We start from the raw sequence: 22058 nt of genomic DNA on the forward strand, positions 1-22058 counted from the left end.
CCGGTCTGAGTACTGCATATGACCGATTCGGATCTTCCGGACCATCTTCTCACGTTCGGAGAGCGATTCGACTTTGGTGACTACGAGATTGACGCGTATCTCGTCGTTCTGAAACACGGGAAACTCACTGCCGCCGAGATTGCCGACAAGACAGATATCCCACAGCCTCGGGTGTACGATACTGTCCGGAGTCTCGCCGACAACGGTTTCGTCGAACTCCGGGATTCCCGGCCGCTGGAAGTACTCGCAATCAACCCGACCGAGGCCTTCGACGATGTCCGAGCGTCGCTCGACGACCTCGTCGACGGACTGGAGCAGGCCTACACGGCACCATCGCGCGAGGCCGAGGCTGTCTCGCTGGTCTCCTCCCGTCAGACCATCCTCCGCTATCTCGAAGATGTCATCAGCAGCGCCGAGTACGAACTCGTGCTCTCGCTGACGCCAGACCTGCTCGGCCGGTTCGAGGACCAGCTCCGAACACAGCAGGAAGCCGGCGTGACAATCGAGTTGCTGCTCTCGCCGGAGGCCGAGGTTCCCGACGCCGACGAGTTCGACTACGAGGGTGTCGCCACGGTCACTCGGGTCCGCCGAGGGCTTACGACGCCCATCGTCGCCGTCGCCGACGGCGCATACTCCGTCTACACGACCCGGACGGCGCTCGACTCGGACGATAACTACGGTGTCATCTTCAACCGCTCCGAACTCGGCTTTCTGGTTCTGGGCTTTCTCAACACGGTCGTCTGGCCGTCGTCGACGACACTTGCCGAGCGTGAATCTGACCGACCGTATCCCCGGCGGTACGCCACTATCCGTCGCTGCGTTCGTGACCTCACGGAGGGGGATGGCGAGTTCTACGCCTCGGTTCGCGGGCGCGACGTCGAGACTGGTGAGGTTCGGACTATCGATGGTGAGGTGGTCGATATCGGTATCACCACCACCCGCGAAACTGCCGCGCTCACGCTGGCAGTCGACGGCGAACACGTCGATGTCGGCGGGCAGGCTGCGGCCCTCGAAGATATCGAGGCATACGAACTCGTCGTTGGACGAGATGGCCCGCCCGGCATCGACTCAGCCTGAATCCGTCGCCGTCTCATTGCTGAACCAGTCCGCTCCATCGCCGACCGAGGACTTCTCCACGGAGAGAGTCAATCCTGCGAGCCACCGCTGTTGGTAATCTCTCGTTCGACTCGCTGTACCGAATTCACTGTTGGACTCCGGTATCGCCACTTTCAGGGCCGATTACGGCCAAATTTGGGTTTCTGAACCTTTATTCGGTGTTGAGTAAATTTTTTGTGTGGCGGCCGTCTACGTCTGGTATGGCCAAATCTGCTACGAACTACGAGAACCTGTACATCGAGGGGCAGTGGACGGCGGCAACCGACACGATCGAGGTAACCGACCTCGCCGAGGGCGGCACATTCGCACGTGTCGCTGCGGCGACGCCAGCGGACGCCGAGGATGCACTCGCTGCGGCACAGGACGCCGAGGCGGCGATGCGCGAGACGACAGTTGTCCAGCGTGCTGACTGGGCGCTGGCGATTGCGGAGGGAATCGAAGAGCGCGCTGAGGAACTCGCGACGGTCATCGTCCGTGAGGCTGGCAAGCCAATCAGCAGCGCTCGCGGTGAAGTCGAAGCCGCAGCAGAGCGGTTCCGCCGCGCCGCCGAGGAGGCCCGGTCACTCGACGGTGAGTACCTCGAAGGAACGACCGACGGCCACGAGGGCTGGCGAGCCATCGTCCGCAAGGAACCTGTTGGAACTGTGCTCTGCATCACGCCGTACAACTACCCACTCTCGACGACGGCACTGCAGGTTGCGCCGGCACTCGCTGCTGGCAATGCTGTCATCCTGAAACCCGCGACAAAGACGCCGGTTTCTGGCGCGATTCTCGCCGAAATCATCGTCGAGGCCGCTCCAGAGCTCCCGGACGGTGCGTTCAGTTTCATGCCCGGTCCGGCCAGCGAGATCGGCGACGTCCTCGCGGGCGACGACAGACTCGGTGCAATTGCGATGACTGGCTCCTCTGGTGCCGGAAAACACGTCGCTTCGGTCAGCGGCATGGTCGAACTCCACATGGAACTGGGCGGGAACGCACCGGAACTGGTGTTCCCGGACGCTGACCTCGATTCGGCGGCCGAAGCCGCCACGGCGGGCTCACTGAAGTACGCCGGACAGCGCTGTTCTGCCGTCTCTCGCGTCCTTGCCCACGAGGGTATTCACGACGAGATGGTGGCGCGCATTGACGAGGAAATGGACGACTGGGAGGCTGGGGATCTGTTCGACCCCGACACTGCGCTCGGTCCGGTCATCTCCACTTCCCAAGCCGAGTGGGTACAAGAACTCGTCGACGACGCCGTCGAGAAGGGGGCAACGTTGGTCCGAGGCGGCAGCCACGAGGGTCGATTCTTCGAGCCAACCCTGCTCGCCGACGTCCCCGATGACGCCCGAATCGTCCACGAAGAGCAGTTCGGTCCCGTGGTCGCGGTCACCACCTTCGGCGACGAGGAAGAGGCGCTCTCGATTGCCAACGGCGGTGACCTCGGCCTCGACGCCGCTGTCTTCACGAGTGATTACGACCGAGCGATGCGCCTGGCCGACCAGTTGCGCGCTGGCGGGGTTCGCATCAACGGCGCGCCAAGCCACGGACTCGGCGACATCCCCTTCGGTGGCGTGAAAGATTCGGGTATTGGCCGCGAAGGAATCGGCCACACCATCGAGGCGTTCGTCGAGCAAAAGAGCATCATCCTGTAGATGGCTCGAGCCAAAGTGGTCTGTACGCTCGGACCGGCGTCTGACGACCGCAATACGATTCGGGACCTCGTCGATGCTGGCATGTCAGTTGCGCGGCTGAACGCCAGCCACGGCTCGACAGAGCACCGAGCAACGGTTATCGAACGTGTCCGAGACGTGAGCCGGCAGACGGGAGTCCCCGTCGCGACCATACTCGACGTGCCTGGGCCGGAGGTTCGGACTGCGCCACTCGAACAAGAAGTCGAACTGCCGACGGGAAGCCAGCGCCGCCTCGTAGAGGGAGAGCGCGTCGATGACGAGGTTATCGGCCTCTCTGCCTCACTGTCGGAGGTCACCCCCGGCGACCGTATCCTCCTCGATGACGGTCGTATCGAACTGACGGTCGATCGGGTGGCGGGCGACGATGTATACGCGACCGTCGACTCTGGTGGCTCTCTCGGAGGCCGGAAGGGTGTCAACGTCCCGGGCGTCGATATCGGACTTGAGGTCGTCAACGAGGCTGACCGGGCGGAACTGGAACTCGCCGCCGAGATGGATGTGGAGTACGTCGCCGCGAGTTTCGTCGGCTCGGCCGCCGATGTCTACGCGGTCAACGAAGTGCTGGAATCCTGCGGCGGCGGAGACATTCCCGTCATCGCCAAGATTGAACGCGCCGACGCCGTCGAGAATCTTGCCGAGATACTGGAGGCCGCCGACGGCGTGATGGTCGCTCGCGGTGACCTCGGCGTCGAGTGCCCGCTCGAACGGGTCCCGCTCATCCAGAAACAAATCATCCGCGAGGCACGGCAGGCAAGCGTCCCCGTGATTACGGCGACGGAAATGCTGGATTCGATGATTACGGAGCGTCGACCCACCCGCGCAGAAACGTCTGATGTCGCCAACGCGGTGCTCGACGGCACCGACGCGGTGATGCTCTCGGGTGAGACGGCCGTCGGTGACCACCCAGTTCGCGTCGTCGAGACGATGGCGCGAATTATCGACGACGTGGAGGCAAGCGAGGAGTACGCCGAGTCACGCGAGCACAGGGTCCCGCCGCCGTCGGGCTCGCGAACCGACGCTATTGCCCGCTCTGCTCGGTATCTCGCTCGGGACGTGGGTGCCGAGGCAGTTGTCACGGTCACCGAATCCGGCTACACGGCACACAGAGTCGCCAAGTACCGGCCCGAGGTCCCCATCGTTGCAGTGACGCCTGACGAGCGAGTCCGTAACCGCCTCGCCCTGCTGTGGGGAGTCACTCCCCGCTACCAGCCCTCTCCAGAGGGTGGTGCGGCACGACTTATCGAGGACTCCGCGACAGCCGCAACCGACGCCGGTATCACCGAAAGCGGTGACACGGTACTGGTACTCGCGGGGATGATGACTGACCTCGAAGGAGCGAACACGACGAACACGCTGAAAGTCCATCTCGCTGCCGAAGTGCTGGCCAGCGGGCGTGGCGTCCACTCCGGACGGGCGGCTGGCGAGCTGTTTATTTCCCTGAACGGCAATCTTACTGACTGTCCCGAGAATGCCGTCGTTGTCCTCCCTGAGGAGTTCGACGGGGAACTCTCTGGAAATCTCTCTGCGGTCGCCGCTATCGTGACGGCTAGCGATGAAGTAACCGGCTATCCGGCGATGGTTGGCCGGGAACTCGACGTGCCAGTCGTTGGCGGAATCACCGAATCGCTTGCAGACGGGACGACAGTCACTGTCGACGGTGACCGTGGTGTCGTCTACGCTGCTGCGGTCGCAGAGCGGCAGTAACGCAGTCGGCGTCGTCAGCCACCGCTTGTCCCAGTGTTTTCAGGCCCTGTTTGATTGCCCAGTCACTGAGCGTCGGCTCCGTACCTTCGTGTACGAAGATGTCATAGACCGATTCACACGGAGGTTGTTTTCATCGTAGAACTGGCTGAATACACCGGCGCGTAGAGATGCTTATTGATTGATTCAGGAATTTATAGTAGCCATCCTTTCACCAGAAATCATACTGAGTTCGGCTAATCCTCAGCACTAACTTGTATGTCGTTTTCCTCTACTGAGATGTCTATATCAAGTCCATTTTGAAGCCGAAAGTCATCAACATTGTATGTGTACTCGAATTGCTGTTGTCCATTGAGAGAAAACACATATGGGTAGTCACCGGTCTCAGTTATGCCAGTATATACCTTGATGGTCTCTTTAGAACTAAGTGTAGTACTCTCTTCACCAATGACTGATCGGTCGTTGTTCATTACCGTGAGTGAAACTGTGATCTGCTCTGCTCGCTCATTGGCGATAAATATGAAAATGTCTTCAGATGGGCCCGGATCACTTGTCTGACTCTGATTGTTCGTACGGGAAATCAACGTACAACCAGAAAGAGGTACCGTAAGAAGCAGGGATGAGAAATACTGTCTACGATTCATTAATTCTAATTCGCTTCTCTGTCGGTAAAATCTTTGTCGGAAGCTACGGTCTTGGTATACTCCGGCTGACGGTTTCAAATTGCAGTGTGACTCACCTGTACTGACCGACCCAATCTGATTGAATCTGGGGGGATTCTGTGCGGGATACGCGCCCTGTATTCAGCACGTCCCCAAAACAGACCACCGTTTGAGAATTTCAATAGCGCCGGCCGTCTTCAGCTGAGCGCGAGGCCGGACTGCTTTTCATCGCGCTCGTCGAAGAGACGGCATGACCGATGGACATCCAGTGGTGGCGAAGCTGTACGATACCGTGATGGCAGTGCCGGAGCGAACCATGCTTCCGGAGCACCGAGAGGCACTTGCGGGCGGACTCTCCGGCCGAGTGCTCGAAATCGGCGCTGGCACCGGCGCGATGTTTTCCTACTACAACGAGGGAGTCGAGTTGCACGCTGTCGAGCCAGACCCACACATGCGCAGCCAGGCGAGCGAGCGGGCAACAGAGCTCGGCGTTCCCGTCGAATTTTCGGACGCCAGCGCGGAATCGCTGCCGTACGACGACGACTCCTTCGACGCAGTGGTCGCGTCGCTGGTGTTTTGTACGATTCCCGACCACAAGGCCGCACTCTCCGAGGTTGCTCGTGTCCTCAAACCAGGCGGTGAGTTTCGCTTCCTCGAGCACGTCCGCGCAGATGGTGCACTCGGCCACGCCCACGACCTGCTCGCACCTGCGTGGCACACCGTCGCCGGCGGCTGCCATCTCAACCGTGAAACCGGCGTGCTGTTCCGAGAGGACGACCGCTTCGAGTTGCTGTCCTACGAGCACCGCGACGGTGTCACGCCGATGGTTCGTGGCCGGATGCGACGCCGGGGGAACGGGGGGCTTCGCAGTGTGCTGGGACTCGACTGACGGGGGTCGGAATTAAGGGACAGCGGGCCGAACAGCCGGTATGGACGGAGATACTGCTGTCGTGACAGGAGCGAGCCGTGGAATCGGGAAGGCTGTTGCACACGCCTTCGCGGAGGCGGGGGCACACGTTGTCATCTGCGCGCGGAGTACGAACGAACTCGAAACCGTTGCAGAGGAAATCGACGCCAACGGCGGCGAGGCGACGACAGTCCGAACAGATGTCCGCGACGAGTTCGACGTCGAGCGACTGATGGAGATGGCCGCCGAAATTGGCGGTGCAATCGACCACGTCGTCGCGAACGCCGCCGTCTACCACGGTGAAGCCGGGTCAACGCCGTTGGCCGAAGAAAGCTATTCTGCCTTCGACGACCACATGCGAACGAACGCTCGCGGGGCCTTTGCCACGATTCGCGAGGCAATCCCGCACCTCGCACCTGAGGCACGGATTCTGGTTGCCTCTGGCTCTGTTGCACGCGAACCGTACCCAGGGTATGGCTCCTACGCTGTCTCGAAAGCCGCCGCCGAAGCGGTCGCCAGAGGATTTGGGGCCGATACGGAGCAAGTGATTGGTGTTGTCGACCCGGGACAGGTGGCAACAGAACTCTCTGGCCAAAAACAGGGCCACGACCCCGAGGATGTCGCCGCACAGTTCCTCTGGGCCGCCACAGAAGCACCGGCGGAGATGCTTGACGGCGAGGTTGTCGACCGAAAGAAGTGGCGAAAAGCAACGCGGTAACCGACCGAGTTCGTTACTCGTCGTCTTCGTCGAGGCCGTCGTCTTCTGGCGTTGCTGGCTCGCTATCGAGATTCAGCTTTCGGTAGGCGTAGGTCGCGAGGCCACCGAGGCCTGCGACACCGGCAATCGGACCGAATCCGGGACCGCCGTCATCCGAACTTCCGTCGTCCGACCCACCGCTGTCACCATCGTCGGAGCCACCGTCCATTCCACCGTCGTCGCCGCCGTCCATTCCACCGTCGTCGCCGCCATCGTCCATCTCGGCGGTGAGTTCTGCCGTGGCAGTGATACCGCCGGGGACGGCACCGGACTCGCCGTCGATGTTGGGCACGACCGGACCTGTGCCGGGGGTGGCAGCATCGCCAGCACTCGCGTCTGTCGCGAGGTGAATCATCGCGACGAAGGTGTCGGTGCCGGAAAATGGCAGTTCGTTGAACTCGCCGTCACTCGGGGTTCGCTCGGCAATAATCTCCGAGCCTTCGTTGTCGCCGCTGAGGACGTTCGTCGAGCCGATCCATTCGGCTGCGACGAGTCCACCTTCGTCGTCGGTCACGTGGACGTCGACGGTGTAGGTAACGTCGCCAGTGAGCGAAGAGTCGACCGTCGCGACCGTGTCACCGCTCTCGACTGGGCTGTCGGAAGTCTGGTCCTCGAACGTAAGCGTTGCCTGGTGGACCACCGCAGTGTCGTTGTCGGCAACCGCACCGGCCGTGTCCATCGAGACGGTGTCACCAGGTGCGTACTCGCCGCTGAGGTCACTCGTTGGGATGGCGTGAGCAGTGTGTGACCCGGGGAAGCCACCGGCGTCTTCGACGGCAATCGTTACCGGGTTCTCGCCGCCGAGTTCGTCGGCACCGAACACGCCGAGTCCCGCGATGACGAGATTTTCGCCGTCTTCGTATGTGACGACGACGGCGCTTTCGACATTCGAGCTTACGGCGACTGAAACGCCAGGCGAGGTGGCTTCGTCCTGCGTGAACGTCGGCGAGGCTGTTGCCTGTCGGGGGAAGGTGACTGAGGCCTCGACAGCGTCGCCAACTTGGACCTCGGCGCTATCTGTGATAGCCCCGTCATCATCCGTGTACGGGCCATCGTTGTTCGCTTCAGAGGAGACGAAGTCGTAGGTCTGGTTGCCGTTCGTGTCGCGGTGGGGCATCGCGATTACCGTCTCGGTTTCGGTCAGCGCCTCGTCGAGTTCGACGGTGAACTCTTCTTGTGTGCCGGAGTCGAAGTACTGGCTCGTCCCGCGCACGCTGCCGAGGGCGTCGCCATCGAGGAGGGTGCTGTCGTGGATGGTGACGAATCCGCCATCGTCGAGGCGGGCAAAGTCAACAGTTACCGACGTGCCGTCGCTCTGCTGGTCGTCGATTTTGACTGCCGCGGAGGTGTTAATCTGGACGTCAGCGTCGTCGATGACAGCGTTCCCATCGAATGAGTACGGGCCGTCGGCGTTGCCGCCCGAGGAGACGAAGTCGTAGGTCTCGTTGTCGTTCGAGTCACGGTGGGCCATCGCGATGAGCGTGTCACCACTCGTGAGTGGGTCGTCGAGTTCGACTTCGAGGTCCTGAACGGATCCAACCTCGAGGTACTCGGAGGTGCCGCGGACGCTTTCGAGGGTTGCGCCGTTGGTGAGGCTGCTATCGTGGATTGTAACGAACCCACCTTCGTCGAGACGAACAGAGTCGACAACGACCGAGGTGCCGTCGGTCGACTGGTCGCTCATCGTCACGTCTGCCGGTCCATCGGTGCCAGTCTGGTCGATGGTCCGAATCGTTCCTTCCATCGAAGAGTGGACGGTGCAGATGTAGCTGCTGAGTTCGGCAGCCAGTTCGCTCGTCACCGTGAACGAGACGGAGGTTTCGTTGTCGACCCAGTTCGTCTCCGAATCGCCCTCGTACGAACCCTGAGCGGATTGGCTCAACAGCGGATCACCGTCACTATCTCGAAATTCGAGTGGGTGGGCACTCCAGCCGTTGTTCTGTATCGTGTATCGGCTGCCGACGCGGAAGGTTAGCTCGGGATTCCCGACGCCTGTCTCGGCGAACTCGTCGTCGCTCGCCTCCGTAACCTCCCACGCGTTTGTGGCGATATTGTTCAATCTCACAGAGATTTCGTCAAATTCGTCGCTCTGGGCTGCTGTTGCGCTGACGCCTGCTCCGTAGGCGACGACTCCTGTACCGAGGCCTGCAAGAAGTCTGCGCCGCTGGGGACTATCGACTGGGTCCTGTGACATACGTATATCATATCGTTCGATCTATATAATAAAATATATGCTAACACGTATGGTATGAACTCGACAGTGTGGCCCACCGGTAACGGGCCCGCGGCGGCCGGCCATCACCCCGAGGTGTGCGAATCTTTCTCGAGTCGAAACCACCACTCTTTTTGTACTAACTTACAAACAGGCTGGTATGGTCGACAAAGACGACCTGCGCGAGCAGTTCACCAACGCGTTCGAAGGTGCAGACTACCCGATCAACAGCCCAATGGACCTCGTTCCGGCTCTGCCGAACGGTCCGTCCACGTCCTTCGAGTCTGGCGATTTCTCCATGACGGCCATGGAGCTTAACCAGACCGTCAGCGGCGGCGACTTCCCATACGATGACGTCGAGTCGTTCGTCGACGACATCATGGAAGCGCTCGAAGAAGACGGCGAATTCTAAGCCAGTAGTCGGCTGGTCACCCAGCCGAGGCGTTTCTTTGACGCGTCGAGACCGACAGTAAGACACTTGTAGGGCACCCAGCAATGAGAAGATGTAGTCCCGTGGTGTAGTGGCCAATCATAGGGGCCTTTGGAGCCTCTGACGGCGGTTCGAATCCGCCCGGGACTACTTTCTGCGAGCGATAGCGAGCAGTAATAGTCCCACGGCCGGATTCGAAGCAGGGAGCGAAGTGACCGTGGTTCGAATCCGCCGGAAGCTTCGCTTCCGAGCCCGCGCTCACTTCGCTCACGCGGACGCCCGGGACTATCCACCAGAGGTTTGTAGTCCAACTTTTTGTGCGCTCGCACCCCTCAATCTGTAAGTCACATCCCTGTGATGGCGAAGTATGTACGTCGGTGTGGACCGGGCCGGGAAAAGCTGGTTCGCTGTGTTCCTGACGGACGACGGAAACAGTCAGGGAGACTACTATCTGGCGCACTGGAACCTGTAACGAGAGAGAGAGGAAACGCCATCGATTATCGCACAAGACGGTGGGAGAAGGACGGATAGACCACATGTCGGCATGTCCGGATACTGGTGTCAGGAGTGCCGACGGGAAGACTCGAGAGAGCGAAATATTTTCGGGCTTTTGGACACTTAGAGTGTATATGGTCACTACTGGTGAACACTCTATCAGACTGCATGTGCCCTTCCCCTTCGGTGAGGAGCAGGTGTTCCGGTACGGGGCGATGGAGGACGTGCTTGAACTCCTGATTCGAAACCCGTTCAGGGAATTCGCCGTGCGTCAACTCCGTGACATCACGGACAACGGCTCGAAGACGACATCACGTGCGGTCGACCTGCTCCAGCAGCTGGAACTCGTCCGCGTCGACGAGAGCGGGCGCAGCAAGCGCGTGCGCCTGAACCGCGAGCGGGTGACAATCCCGGACGAGCCACTTTTCGCGCTGCCGCAGGACGAGTTCCGCGAACCGGTACGAGCGTTCGCCGAACGCGCTCGCGAAGAGGTTCCGTCGTTTTCGGCGCTGGTCGTGTTCGGGAGCGTCGCCCGCGGCGAGGCCGATCGCCGCAGTGACATTGACGTCTGGATACTGGTCGACGACGGCGACGACCTCCTGCAGGCGCGGCGCGTGGCGACTGACATCGCCGTCGACCTCGGCGAGCAGCGGTTCGGTGACGAGGGCAACCGGTATGAGTTCGAGGTGCTGGTCGAGTCCGTGGAGTCGGCGGTGAGCCACGGAGAGGCCGAGGACGGCATCGACGAGGTGCTGGCCGAGGGCGTCGTGATCGACGGTTCCGACGCGTTGGGGCGCGTGAAAGACGTAGTGCTGGGCGGTGTCGACGCCGCGGAGGTGATCGACGATGAGTGACGAGGATCCATGTAGCGACGAGTTGAGCGCCGCCGTGGCGGCGTTCACCCAGCGCGGCACCGTGGAACCGGGACTGGACGTGGAAGGCGACGCGCTCCTCCAGTTGCGGAAGGCGTGTCGCATCTTAGATGGCATTCGGGCGTTGCGAGACATCGATCGGCACTACACGCTGGTCGTCGAGGGGTCGTTCGCGGCGCTCGAGCGGACGGTACAGTTCTACGTGGTCGACCGAGGGCTGGCAGAGACAGAGGAGCTGATGAACCACGAGGACACATTCGAGTACGGAGTGCAGGCTGGCGTGTTCTCCGAGGCGACGAAAGACGAACTGGTCGAACTCTGGCAGAACTACCGCAACGGGACATACTACCAGCAGGAGCGTGCGACTGCCGAGCAGGCCGAGGCGATGCTGGCGTACGCCGAGTGTATGCATGACCACGTCCCGAAACTTGCCGGTCGGGTACACGACTGCATCTGCTGACAGGGAGAACTGGCGTTATTGAAATCATTGCTGGCAAACATAATCGGTGTGTAATCCGCAACAGGTTTGATTACCTCTATTGAAGCCCTCAACCACTGTCAGTTCCGGCGTGCTGAATATAGAGGGTGAGTCTATCACCGTATTACCTGCATGCGGACGAACTAAGCTTGCAACATTCTGGACTGATTAAATGTTTCTGATGGTTAATCAAATATCTCTTTGAGCCAAAGATCCGTTTAATGCCTTACGTATTCAAGAAGTTTGTATGGCGACAAGCAACGCTGAGTTTGAAGTCCCGACATGGATTGCCGCAGTGATCGTCTCCCTTGTTACCGCAGGCGCTCTCTACACATTAGTCTACGGTGGAGACGCGCTCCCGCTCGGAGCTATAGTGTTCGGTACCATTAGTACCGGCATAGGGCTGTTCACACTGTATCTGTTCTATCGGTTCGTCGTCGCAGTTGAGAAAATCGCCGACAAACACTGACGAAGGCAGTATGTAAGACGCTACTCAGTTTTCGACCGATTGCAGCGTACGCGCCCTGTATCGACCGATTCGAACAGCACTGATTCCGACACCACACGGTGACCGATACGCGCGCTGTATTCACCACGGTGGCTGAAACCTATCACTGGAGGAGGGCTTCAATAAAGCCGGAGAACTGACCTCATGGCAATCGGCGTGAGGTGCGGGTGCTCCGCAGCCGTTAACAGATTGGGTCGACAAGATTGAATAGACCATCCGCTGAGATGTCACCTCGTGCCGTCGTTGACCGGTGCTGACGGGCGCTGGACTCCCAACCTCAGCCATCCAGTTCGCCCGGGACTACTTTCTGCGAGCGATAGCGAGCAGTAATAGTCCCACGGCCGGATTCGAAGCAGGGAGCGAAGTGACCGTGGTTCGAATCCGCCGGAAGCTTCGCTTCCGAGCCCGCGCTCGCTTCGCTCACGCGGACGCCCGGAACTACTAATTCTGTGGCGAGCCGACCGGCGAGCCACGAGTTCGTGACTGACGGCGGTTCGAATCCACCCACAGAAGTGACTCGCCGGACTCAAATACTGTCACAGAACAGCGATGACCGCACCACCGGAGCAGTTTCTCCCTACTTTTATCAACACAGACCGTGACAGCACCCGGTATGGTCAACTGGAGGCGAGAAGGATTCTGGGCACTGCTCGGTAACATTGTCGTGGGGTTTGGTGCAGGGACCGCAACGCTCGCTGCGTTTGCACCCTCATTTCCGGTACTCGGTGAGCCACATTTCGTGCTGAGAACGATCATTGTCTCGATTGGCTTCGCGTTTTTCTTCGCTGGCTATCACATCACGCAGGCGGGGACCTATCGAGACCCAGACGAGTCACTGCTCCCGTCGGGCTCTCCTGATTCGGAGACACAGCCATCAAGCGGCTCAGAACGGGCGACGGCCGTTGTGGTGGTGAGTGGAGTCTTTGTGAGTCTTGGCGTGCTCGGACTCGGCGCTGGAATGCGACTGTTCGCGATGACCATCGCGTCGTGGGACCCGGCACTGGGCTTTCTCTCTGGGGTCGTCTGCATCAGCGGGTACATTTTCGGCCACATCGGTCTCAACGGGGTGTTGCTCTGAGATGAGTACGATGTCAGAGACACAGACGAGTCCAGCCGTTGGACAGTTGCTTGGCGTCGTCGTCGGGCTGGCGATAACGGCGATGTCGATGTCTTCGGGATTCATCTGGGCGTCACAGGGGCGACTCCCACTCGTCTACGTCGCTGGCTTTCTGTCCTGGACAGGATACCTGATTGCACACAAAGCAGCCACGGGCGTGTTCGTCGACGATGTTGCTGGTCCTACCGCAGAGGTTGAAACCACCGAAGATGGCAACCAGACTGGAGACAGCCCAGGGTCGGATGGGTCGCTCTCTATGGCGCTGTCAAAACTCCGGTCAATTGCGCCAGAAGACACCAAACGAGCCGTCGGGTTCGTGCTCGGGATCGCCATTCTTGTCAGCGGCATCGCAATCCTAGCCTGGTACGTTCGCCAGGAGAACCATCTCCTCGGAAATGTCGGGAGTGGCCTCTTCCTAGGCGGCTATGTTATCGCACATTACTTCGATTCCCAGAAGCTGTTGTAATTGTTACACCAGAAGCGTCGGACCCCCTTTGTGGGTGAGATACCGTAGATAATTTTTTATCAGTGGACGGAATATCGCCACAAGTTGGATGACTAAATCGGGGACAAATCAAGACGACACAAGTGGGTCTGACTCATCGAGTAGTGTTGGGAGATTCAAGACAGCGGAGGGATGGGACGCCGATCGGCCAGAAGATCCAGCGTCACTCGATTCGTTGTGGATACGGTGGACCGACGGAGGGTCTGACCTGCACTTTCATCGCGTCTGTGAAGTTGTTCCCCAGGTCAAGTTCTCTCGGTCGTGGCCGTTCATCCATCCGACTCAAGAAGGAGAGCACCCACCTACTTTCGACACGGTTCGTGACGGGACAGAAACGGCCGGAGAGACCGAAGTGCAATTTCAGTTCGTGAGTGGGTTGCCGCGACAGTTACTGCGCCACGTGCCGCTGCTGGTCCTGCTTTCGACGATTGTTATGTTTGCCGGTCCGGAACTCATCCCCGGTTCAGACGTTGCCGGGTTGTCAGCGCTACTCCCACAGTTCAACGGCAGCAACGCTGCCCTGTTCGGCCTGTTTCTCGCTATCGTCCCAGTGTTGCTTTGGCTGCTAACTAACGTCGACGTGATCGAGATTCGGGAAGTGCCCAGCGCAGGCGCAGTCTATGGATTGGTGAGTTTTCTCGGGCTCGGCATCCTGATTTCGCTATTTCTCGTCGCGACTGCCGACCACCCGAGTGAGGTGGAACCAAATGTCGTCCTCACGTCGGGATATCTCCTTACGCTTCTGGTCGGTGGGATGATGCTGTACGAAGCGACGCTCCGTATCGAACATCTGTTCGTGGCAGCCGGTGAACGTGACGGCGACATCATCGACAATCAAGAGGAGTACCGGCGGTTTTTGACCGACCTGAACGACGCGATAACTGAAACCCCGATTCTTGGCCTCGTTCGTCCCTCACGACTATTCGGCACAGTATTCGCGCTCCAGTTTCTCATCGTGTGGATACTTGGAGCCGGGCCGCAGAACCTGAACTACTCAGTCGGACTGGTTGTGAACTTTTTGTTGAATGCCATCCTCGTGACGGTGGTCTTCAAATTCTTCATTCTGGTCAGATATTTCAACATGCTGATGAACGAGAAGCAAGCATATCGAGAGATTGGCCTCCACTACGAGCCGTTTCATATCGATGGGTACGGCGGTTTCCGTGACTTCGGACTGTTCGCCACCCGAATCAATATTATTCTCACACTCGCAGGACTGTATCTCCCCTATCGGTTGTACATTATCGGGGGGCTCGAGTTTCCATCCGAGGGACTTGCTGGGTTTACAGACCCGCTTGTGCTCACAATCTGGTTTATCAGCTTTCTCGGGCCCGTCATGGCGTACGCAGCCGGTGCTGCCGCGTGGGGGTACTACTCGTTTTGGTCGATGCATGTGAAAATGGAACGCGACAAACAGCTGTTAGCGAGGCGTTTTCAGGGCGAACGAGGGAACTGGGAACTCGACCGAACGCCGTCGACTGGGGACACCATCGATGACTTCGAGGAGTGTAAAGGCCCCGCGTGGGGAGCCTTTCGCGACGCCCCAACGTGGCCATTAGATGTGAATAAGATGTTGAGTTTGATTTCTGGAAACGCTGTGCCGCTGTTGATACCGGTTGTCAATCTCTTTTTATAACCCAGCTATCCAAGCCCAAGATACATTATTACCGCTCTTCGAACGTACCGGCTATGTCGGAGAGAGCACTGGTCACCGGTGCCTGCGGGTTTACTGGAACGAAACTTGTCGAGCAATTGCTTGAGGCAAACTGGGATGTGGTCGCAACTGACCTTACAGAGGCTGACCGTGGACAGTTCTACACTGAAACCGACAACGCGCCACACCCAGCGTATGACCCCACGTTCGTCAACGAGCAGGAGGAAGTGCCGTTCTATCCGGCGGATATTACCGAACGAGAAACGCTAGAGCCAATTTTCGAGTCTCACGAGTTCGACGTTGTCTTTCATCCCGCGTCGTTGTTCGATTACTTCGCCGACTGGGACCAACTCCATGCGGTGAACGTCGAGGGGGCACGAAACGTTGCCGAATTAGCGGCAGCGGCCGGAGTTGACCAGTTCGTTCACTTCAGCACACTTGGCGTTCTCGGCGCGGCGGGGTTCGATGAGCCGAAATCTGAAGACGAATCGTATAACCCACACAACGAGTACTGTGAGTCCAAAGTCGAACAGGAGCGAGTATTGCACTCAGTTCGTGACGAACAGGACCTCCCGCTGACGATTATCCGTCCAGCACCGATCTATGGTCCGGGAAATCAATACGGCGTCTACCACGTCCTCCTCGTCGTTTCGAAGCTTGGGTTTGCACCTATCTATCGGATCTACCCACGCTCGAAGCAGTTCAGGTTTCCGAGCATCCACGTCGAGGACTTGTCCCGAATCGCGCTGTTCCTGACCGAAAAGCGTGCGCAATCCATCGGTGAGACGTACAATGCAGTGAGTGACTGCATCAATCAAGACGAGCTACTGTCTTTTCTTGGAGAATCACTCGGAGTGCCCCGCATTCGTCTGCCAACGCCGTATCGTGTGTACAAACTCTGGTCGAAATATGCCGAAATCCACTCACGACGGATTCACAAAATTGCACAGGAGCGAGACAAGCGACCGAAAATTGACGCCCCAATTACGCAATATCTCTCCAATAACATGTGGTACTCCAACAAAAAAATCCGCGAGTTGGGATTTGAGTTTACGTATCGTGACCCCCGGCGTGGCCTCTGGGAGTACATTACGTGGTGCAAGGAGCGAGGTGTAATTGCATGAGTCTCGTCAGCCCCGTCGACGCGCCGGTGGTGTTCGTCTGTGGCATGATAGCCGCAGTCATCTACCGGCGATGGCTCGCCAGTCGGAACGAAGACTGGTTCCTGTTTCTCGGTATTCTGGTCGTCGGTGTATTCTGGGTGTCGCTCCTCGTCGGTACGGTTGGAAACCTCCCTGTCCGCGGGATATTGCCGGTTGTGACGACGAAAAGCGTGCTGCTTGCCGTCTTTTTCCCGCTTGCCTATCCGTTCTGGTTCTGGACCGGAGCCTGGGCTATTTTCCTGTTGTTTGGCCGCCGGCCAGAGCAAGGCGGCGTGTACTGGCTGTACCGTATCGAGGACCGAACTGAGGACTACGAGCCATCGTGGGAGTCGTAGAGTTCACGCCGTACCGGAGAACGACCCCGCAGAACCCATTTAGCCGCTGACCGAGTACAGAGATCCAATGAGCGATTCCTCACCGACCCAGACTGGGTCAGGTATCTACACGGCACCACGAACAGACGTGTCCCAGAACCAGGGAAAATTCCGGATTCATCTCAACTTCCCCGGACGAGCAGTGCCCGGCCACGACGACCACGGCTACGGCCCGCTGGCGACTGTCGTCGAATCGTTCATGGACCCCGGAACGCTGATTCGGATGCACCAGCACCGCAACGAGGAAATCATCTCGTGGGTACCCGAGGGCGTGATGCGCCACGACGACCGGCAGGGAAACGAACTGGTCACTGACCCCGAGCACCTGATGGTGATGGGTGCTGGCAGTGGCTTCTGGCACGCCGAGGAGACGCTAGCAGACGACCCACCGCTGCGGATGCTCCAGATTTTCGTCCGACCACACAGTCTCGACCTGGAGCCAAATATCCAGCACGAACCGATTCCCGAGCCAACCCCCAACGAATGGCGCCACCTGTTCGGGCCGACTGGAACCCACGCGCCGCTGTCTGTCCGCAACGACGTTGATTTCTACGACTGCCGACTCAGTGCCGGCACGACGACCACCCTCCCCGGACGAGATGGCTGGGACAGCTATCTGTACGTCTTCGAGGGGTCGGTTACCGTTGGCGACGAGACTGTCGGGTACACCGAGAGCGCACTCGTGACCGACGACGATGTCTCCGTCACTGCAACCGAAGACTCGACCGTTGTCGTGTTTGCAATCAACGGCGAGGCACCAGTCACGCGGCAGGGGACAATCGGTCGCTGACGGAGAGCCACCACAACTCAGTCCCGCGGTCTTGAAGTGTAGACAGTCCCTGGGGCGAGTATGTCGACACACGCGGAGTGGGACGAATCGCGCGTCCGACAGTTGCACGATGACCTCGTTTCCCTGCACGAGGCAGTCGAATCGACCAGTGCCCACGGCACCGACGGCGACCCGGACCCCGGCGAGGGCGTCCGCCAACTCGTGACGACGATTCTCTCACAGAACGTCGCCGACGAGAACACACGCCGAGCGTCGGAATCGCTGTTCGAGACCTACGAGGACTTCGCCGCAATCGAAGCCGCCGACACCGACGAACTGGTCGAAGTAATTCGTGTTGCCGGCCTTCCGAATCAGAAAGCTGAGCGCATCCAGCGGGCGCTCGCGGCCATCCGTGAGGAAACTGGTGGAGCGTACTCACTGGCGTTTCTGGACGCGATGAGCACCGACGAGGCGAAGACGTGGCTGACCGATATCAAGGGCATCGGACCGAAAACCGCAAGCGTCGTCCTCAACTTCACCTTCGGCAAGCCAACGATGGCTGTCGACACCCACGTCGAACGCGTCTCCAAGCGGTTCGGACTCGTCCCCGCGTCGGCGAGCAATCAGCGCGCACACGACGTGCTCGGTGACCTCGTGCCGGACGAACTGACCTACCCGCTGCACGTGCTCCTCATCCGCCACGGCCGAACCTACTGCTCGGCCCGAGACCCGGATTGTTCGAATCAAGTCTGTGAGACGTACTGTGACTGCGAGGGCTGTTAGGAGAGGTCCTCGGTGAACTGAAACGGAATCCGGTCGAGCACGTGCGCAGGAAGACGCTCGACGAGATACTCACCCGCCACGACGAGTGGTTTCCGGCTGAGGCCGTAGAGCACCGAGATGACGAGGAAAGCGAGCGCGACTGTCTGTATCCAGCCGCTAAAGAACACGATGAGGACGCCAGCAAGTCCCGCAGCAAGGGCGACATCTTCCGGCGCGCCATCGTAGCGAATCCAGCGACGCGGCCGAATCCAGCGGTCGTGGTAGTGGCTGTAGACCGCCCGGTCGGAGGTTCCTTTCCATGGCTTGACTTCGAGGCCACCACCGAGGGCGTCCATTGCCGAGTGGAGCGCGGCCGACAGCAGAACAGCAGCAAGGCCAACCGTCAGAATTGTCGGTATTGTGGCCGCGATAGCGACTAGCGCGAGCGCTCCAGCCGAGTAAAGCACTGGGAAGTGAAGCGTGCGGCGGTGGTTCCCGAGCAGGTCCAGGTCCGGGACGATGCCGCCAACAGCCGCGCCAGCCACGGCTACAGGCAGATACTCCGGGGCGAACAGTCCCGTCGCGCTGAGGAGTACCATCCCCACCAGCGCGTGCGTCGTGGCCATCATTCTCAGATAGTACGGCCTCACGCTATATTGGTATTCCGAGTGTCGTGATACACCCTCACACCCACTCAGAACTGGCCACCGGATTTTATTGGCGTTCCAGTAGAGAATCTGGGTATGGAGTCAGAACTAGTCAGTCTGGAGGTAGATGGCAATGTCGGGACACTCACGGTCGACCGGCCGGAGGCACTGAATGCGCTGAACGTCGAAACGCTGGAAGCGATGGGCCAAGCAGTGACCGAAGCGCAGGACGCAGGCGTCCGTGCGCTGGTCGTTACGGGGGCAGGTGAGGACGCCTTCATCGCCGGTGCGGATATCAAGTACATGAAAGACCTCGGGACAGAAGCGGCCCAGGAGTGGGGCGCACTCGGGCACGCAGTCGCAGACTCACTGGCGGAGTTTCCGGGCGTGACTATCGCTGCGGTCAACGGCTTTGCCTTCGGCGGTGGCTGTGAGATGGCCATTGCCTGTGACCTACGGATTGCCAGCGAGTCAGCCGTCATCGGAAACACGGAAATCGACCTCGGGATTATTCCCGGCTGGGGCGCGACACAGCGACTGCCGCGGCTGGTCGGTGACGAGACAGCCCGCCGGATGATCTACCTCGGCCAGCGACTGGACGCCGAGCGTGCACGGGAGGTTGGCCTCGTCGGTGAGGTTGTCCCTGACGACGAACTTGACGCCCGAGCCACAGAACTCGCAGAAGAAGTAGCTAGCAAGCCAGCATTTGCGCTCCAGACGGCAAAGCAGTCGATTGCACAGGGGTACGAAGCGAGTCAGAACGCGGGGCTGGACTACGAAAAACGCGCTTTCGCAAGTCTGTTCGGCACGCCCGACCAGCGTGAGGGAATGGCTGCCTTCGTCGAAGACAGAGAACCAGAATTCGAGTAACCAGGAGGATTTTATCGGCGCGGCCGATATGGCTGGCGTGATGACAGCGCTTCCGCGGTTTCCGGGCCTCACCTCAAAGTACGGACAGTTGGTCGGGCAGGTAACCGAGTTTGTCGTCGTCACGCTCGTCGTGTACCTGTTCGGACGGTTCGTGTTGCTGCCAGCAGCGCAGTGGCTGTTTGCCCGCCGGAAGTTCGAGCCAACGCTCGAACGCGCCATCGAAAAGGTGCTACGGTTGGCGGTTGTCGTCGGAGCGGTCGCAATTGGTTTCGGCGCGGCCGGGTTCAGTGGCATTCTCGGTGGCGGTGCACTGATCGTTGCGGCGCTGACGCTTGCAGTCGGCTTCGCCGCACAGGACGTGCTCTCGAATTTTGTCGCTGGCGTGTTTATCGTCCAGGACAAGAACTTCAACATCGGCGACTGGATCGAGTGGGACGACCGTGCGGGATTCATCGACGACATCGGCTTCAGAGTTACCCGCGTCCGAACGTTCGACAACGAGACGGTGACAGTGCCGAACACCGAACTCGCGACCACCGCAGTTACGAACCGAATGAGTAACGAACGGCTCCGTATCTCCTACATCTTCGGGATTGGCTACGGAGACGACATCGATAAAACAACGGACATTCTGCACTCGGCCGCCGAGGAGTCCGAGGGAATCCTGGACGACCCCGGACCGAGCGTCCGGATTATCGACCTCGGTGATACGGCAGTCCTGCTCCAGTCTCGCATCTGGATCTCTGACCCTGACCGCGAGGATTTCTCTGCGACGCGGTCGGCGTACATCCGCGACGTGAAAGAGCGCTGTGAGCGGGCTGGAATCGACCTCAGTACGACCACACAGCACAGCCTCTCCGGGACAGTTGCTGTCGAGGACGTGGCGCAGTCGCCGCAGTCGGCCGACGGATAGAATGGGGAATTTACGCGTCGCCGGTGATGATATTCGACTCTAAGTCCCGCGGGAAGTAGGTGAGAAAGTCCAGCCCATCCTCGGTGATTGCGACAGTGTCCGAGTGTCGATAGCCCGCTTCGTCGGTGTAGAGTCCGGGTTCGATTGTGTAGACGTTGCCCGGTTCCATCGTCGCCTCGCTCCCGCGGTCGATGTAGGGCGGTTCGTGCGCACCGAGGCCAATATTGTGCCCGACGTGGTGCTGTGCGAGGTCGGTAATTCCCTGTTTCTCGAAGTAGTCCCAGACGGCCTGGTCCACATCACTGACGGGAACGCCCGGCCCCATTGCCTCGAAGGCAGTCTCCTGGGCTTCGAGCATCAACTCGAAGTAGTGTTCTTGCTCGTCGGTCACCCGACCGACGAACATCGTCCGTTCGAGTTCGGAGTAGTAGCCGTCGACGTTTGCCGTCGCGCCGGTGATGAGCACATCCCCGCGAGAGAGTCGCTCGTTTGGCGTGTGGCCGTGGGGCAGCGCCGTCTCCTCGCCGCTGATGTAGCCAGCATGAACCGGGCCGTCGCCACGCTCTCGGACAGCGTACTCAGAGCCCAGCGTATCGAGCATCGCCCGTGAGGCTTCCATCGAGGCGCGCTGGCTGACTGTCGTCGGATGGGCACCAACCTCCGTGAAGTCGGCCAGATACTGGTGGCCGAGATTTGCCCACTTCGCCGATTCCCTGATAAGGTCGATTTCGGCGTCGCTTTTCGCCTCGCGCATCTCCGGCACCCACTCCTGGGTATCGACATCGAGGAACTCACTCAGCGGCGGCCCCTCGTAGCCCATCACACCCGGGGCACCGTCCATATCCGCGAGGACGGAGTCGGCGTCCATTCCATCGAGCATCTCGGCAATCGTCGCGATTGGCTCGCCGCCGGGATAGTCGAAGTAGCTATGCACATCGTCGATGCGCTCGTTGCCTCCAACCCGGTCGACCTCTAACCGTGGCACGGTAATCGAAATCCGGTCACGGGTGAGTGCGAGTACAACCGGTCGTTCAGTCTGGATATGCTGGAAGCCAGTGATGTACTCGATACTCGTTGCGTCGAACCAGACAACAGCGTCAGCCTCGCTGTTCTCAAGTCGTTCGCGGACTGCCTGAATTCGAGCACTAAATTCTGTTGGCGGGACAGCAGTTGTCACAGGTAGGCTACCGCACAGTCGCTATTAAACGGTCTGGTGGTCACAGCCAGTCGAGCGAGCACAGTCTCGCGGGGTTTTTGTCGGCGCTCGCCAACGGTCGGCTATGAACTGGACCGCAGTACTGCACATCGCCTTTGCCGTCTTCGTCGGGGCTGGTGTGCTGGTTTCGCAGACGTGGCTGAGAATTGGGCTGTTTACCGTTGGCGCTCTCTGTTTCGTCGCCGGCGTCGTCGTGGCCCGACTCGGCGACGAGAACCCCGATTACGAGTCAGGCAGCGGGGCGTGACTGTGTCGAA

23 protein-coding genes and 1 tRNA gene are annotated in these 22058 nt (G+C 59.7%); 20 read left to right on the forward strand and 4 right to left on the reverse strand.

Features of this window, described 5'->3' with window-relative positions; all coding sequences use genetic code 11:
- The first annotated feature begins 18 nt into the window (after nt 1-18).
- The 3 genes from trmB to pyk all read left to right on the forward strand — a co-directional run bounded on the left by trmB (nt 19) and on the right by pyk (nt 4493).
- Nucleotides 19-1077: an HTH-type sugar sensing transcriptional regulator TrmB gene (gene trmB / locus ACMGFM_RS15005; RefSeq protein WP_436903473.1), complete on the forward strand. Its 1059-nt coding sequence runs from the start codon at nt 19-21 to the stop codon at nt 1075-1077.
- Between the two features lie 239 nt (nt 1078-1316).
- Nucleotides 1317-2750, forward strand: a complete 1434-nt coding sequence (locus ACMGFM_RS15010) for an aldehyde dehydrogenase family protein (RefSeq protein WP_436903474.1) — start codon at nt 1317-1319, stop codon at nt 2748-2750.
- Complete coding sequence (gene pyk, locus ACMGFM_RS15015; RefSeq protein ID WP_436903475.1) at nt 2751-4493, forward strand: pyruvate kinase; 1743 nt, start codon at nt 2751-2753, stop codon at nt 4491-4493.
- 233 nt (nt 4494-4726) lie between these two features.
- Here the strand turns inward: pyk and ACMGFM_RS15020 are convergent, their stop codons facing one another.
- The gene (locus tag ACMGFM_RS15020; RefSeq protein ID WP_436903476.1) at nt 4727-5134 is read right to left on the reverse strand and encodes a hypothetical protein; all 408 of its coding nucleotides are present in this window, start codon (nt 5132-5134) and stop codon (nt 4727-4729) included.
- 268 nt (nt 5135-5402) lie between these two features.
- Here ACMGFM_RS15020 and ACMGFM_RS15025 point away from each other — a divergent pair, with 268 nt between their 5' ends.
- Both ACMGFM_RS15025 and ACMGFM_RS15030 read left to right on the forward strand, forming a co-directional pair.
- On the forward strand, nt 5403-6041 hold the full coding sequence (locus tag ACMGFM_RS15025; protein WP_436903477.1) for a class I SAM-dependent methyltransferase: 639 nt from the start codon (nt 5403-5405) through the stop codon (nt 6039-6041).
- 40 nt (nt 6042-6081) lie between these two features.
- A complete protein-coding gene (locus tag ACMGFM_RS15030) occupies nt 6082-6777 on the forward strand; it encodes an SDR family NAD(P)-dependent oxidoreductase (RefSeq protein WP_436903478.1) in 696 nt (231 codons plus the stop codon).
- A gap of 13 nt (nt 6778-6790) precedes the next feature.
- On the opposite strand, the gene ACMGFM_RS15035 is transcribed toward ACMGFM_RS15030, so the two are convergent.
- Nucleotides 6791-9010, reverse strand: a complete 2220-nt coding sequence (locus ACMGFM_RS15035; protein WP_436903479.1) for a DUF7282 domain-containing protein — start codon at nt 9008-9010, stop codon at nt 6791-6793.
- Between the two features lie 178 nt (nt 9011-9188).
- Between ACMGFM_RS15035 and ACMGFM_RS15040 the strand changes: the two genes are divergently transcribed.
- The 12 genes from ACMGFM_RS15040 to ACMGFM_RS15095 all read left to right on the forward strand — a co-directional run bounded on the left by ACMGFM_RS15040 (nt 9189) and on the right by ACMGFM_RS15095 (nt 18176).
- A complete protein-coding gene (locus tag ACMGFM_RS15040; protein WP_436903480.1) occupies nt 9189-9440 on the forward strand; it encodes an MTH865 family protein in 252 nt (83 codons plus the stop codon).
- A gap of 95 nt (nt 9441-9535) precedes the next feature.
- Nucleotides 9536-9608: transfer RNA gene (locus ACMGFM_RS15045), tRNA-Gln, on the forward strand.
- A gap of 479 nt (nt 9609-10087) precedes the next feature.
- Nucleotides 10088-10807, forward strand: coding sequence for a nucleotidyltransferase domain-containing protein (locus tag ACMGFM_RS15050; RefSeq protein WP_436903481.1), 720 nt, complete (start codon nt 10088-10090; stop codon nt 10805-10807).
- A complete protein-coding gene (locus ACMGFM_RS15055) occupies nt 10800-11285 on the forward strand; it encodes a DUF8154 family protein (protein WP_436903482.1) in 486 nt (161 codons plus the stop codon). Before ACMGFM_RS15050 ends, ACMGFM_RS15055 begins: the two co-directional genes overlap by 8 nt.
- Nucleotides 11286-11550: 265 nt before the next feature.
- Nucleotides 11551-11772 (forward strand): DUF8066 domain-containing protein, encoded by a 222-nt coding sequence (locus ACMGFM_RS15060; protein ID WP_436903483.1) that lies wholly within the window; start codon nt 11551-11553, stop codon nt 11770-11772.
- Between the two features lie 652 nt (nt 11773-12424).
- On the forward strand, nt 12425-12889 hold the full coding sequence (locus ACMGFM_RS15065) for a hypothetical protein (protein WP_436903484.1): 465 nt from the start codon (nt 12425-12427) through the stop codon (nt 12887-12889).
- 1 nt (nt 12890) lies between these two features.
- Nucleotides 12891-13394 carry a hypothetical protein gene (locus tag ACMGFM_RS15070; RefSeq protein WP_436903485.1) on the forward strand — a complete coding sequence of 168 codons (504 nt, stop codon included), beginning with the start codon at nt 12891-12893 and terminating at the stop codon, nt 13392-13394.
- Between the two features lie 391 nt (nt 13395-13785).
- Nucleotides 13786-15069 (forward strand): hypothetical protein, encoded by a 1284-nt coding sequence (locus ACMGFM_RS15075; protein ID WP_436903486.1) that lies wholly within the window; start codon nt 13786-13788, stop codon nt 15067-15069.
- Between the two features lie 53 nt (nt 15070-15122).
- Nucleotides 15123-16211: an NAD-dependent epimerase/dehydratase family protein gene (locus ACMGFM_RS15080; RefSeq protein WP_436903487.1), complete on the forward strand. Its 1089-nt coding sequence runs from the start codon at nt 15123-15125 to the stop codon at nt 16209-16211.
- Nucleotides 16208-16585 carry a hypothetical protein gene (locus ACMGFM_RS15085; RefSeq protein ID WP_436903488.1) on the forward strand — a complete coding sequence of 126 codons (378 nt, stop codon included), beginning with the start codon at nt 16208-16210 and terminating at the stop codon, nt 16583-16585. Before ACMGFM_RS15080 ends, ACMGFM_RS15085 begins: the two co-directional genes overlap by 4 nt.
- Nucleotides 16586-16652: 67 nt before the next feature.
- Complete coding sequence (locus tag ACMGFM_RS15090; RefSeq protein ID WP_436903489.1) at nt 16653-17414, forward strand: pirin family protein; 762 nt, start codon at nt 16653-16655, stop codon at nt 17412-17414.
- 60 nt (nt 17415-17474) lie between these two features.
- The gene (locus ACMGFM_RS15095) at nt 17475-18176 is read left to right on the forward strand and encodes an endonuclease III domain-containing protein (protein WP_436903490.1); all 702 of its coding nucleotides are present in this window, start codon (nt 17475-17477) and stop codon (nt 18174-18176) included.
- Here ACMGFM_RS15095 and ACMGFM_RS15100 read toward each other — a convergent pair.
- Nucleotides 18173-18784: a metal-dependent hydrolase gene (locus ACMGFM_RS15100; protein WP_436903491.1), complete on the reverse strand. Its 612-nt coding sequence runs from the start codon at nt 18782-18784 to the stop codon at nt 18173-18175. The genes ACMGFM_RS15095 and ACMGFM_RS15100 overlap by 4 nt on opposite strands.
- A 114-nt stretch (nt 18785-18898) precedes the next feature.
- On the opposite strand from ACMGFM_RS15100, the gene ACMGFM_RS15105 reads away from it, so the two are divergent.
- Together ACMGFM_RS15105 and ACMGFM_RS15110 are read left to right on the forward strand one after the other, a co-directional pair.
- Nucleotides 18899-19672: an enoyl-CoA hydratase/isomerase family protein gene (locus ACMGFM_RS15105; RefSeq protein ID WP_436903492.1), complete on the forward strand. Its 774-nt coding sequence runs from the start codon at nt 18899-18901 to the stop codon at nt 19670-19672.
- A 40-nt stretch (nt 19673-19712) separates the two neighbouring features.
- Complete coding sequence (locus ACMGFM_RS15110) at nt 19713-20585, forward strand: mechanosensitive ion channel family protein (protein WP_436903493.1); 873 nt, start codon at nt 19713-19715, stop codon at nt 20583-20585.
- Nucleotides 20586-20595: 10 nt separating this feature from the next.
- On the opposite strand, the gene ACMGFM_RS15115 is transcribed toward ACMGFM_RS15110, so the two are convergent.
- Nucleotides 20596-21762: a M24 family metallopeptidase gene (locus ACMGFM_RS15115; protein ID WP_436903494.1), complete on the reverse strand. Its 1167-nt coding sequence runs from the start codon at nt 21760-21762 to the stop codon at nt 20596-20598.
- Between the two features lie 103 nt (nt 21763-21865).
- Here ACMGFM_RS15115 and ACMGFM_RS15120 point away from each other — a divergent pair, with 103 nt between their 5' ends.
- The gene (locus ACMGFM_RS15120; protein WP_436903495.1) at nt 21866-22048 is read left to right on the forward strand and encodes a hypothetical protein; all 183 of its coding nucleotides are present in this window, start codon (nt 21866-21868) and stop codon (nt 22046-22048) included.
- Nucleotides 22049-22058: the final 10 nt, after the last annotated feature.

The organism is Halovenus halobia (genome assembly GCF_051414135.1).
Taxonomy (GTDB): Archaea; Halobacteriota; Halobacteria; order Halobacteriales; family Haloarculaceae; genus Halovenus; species Halovenus halobia.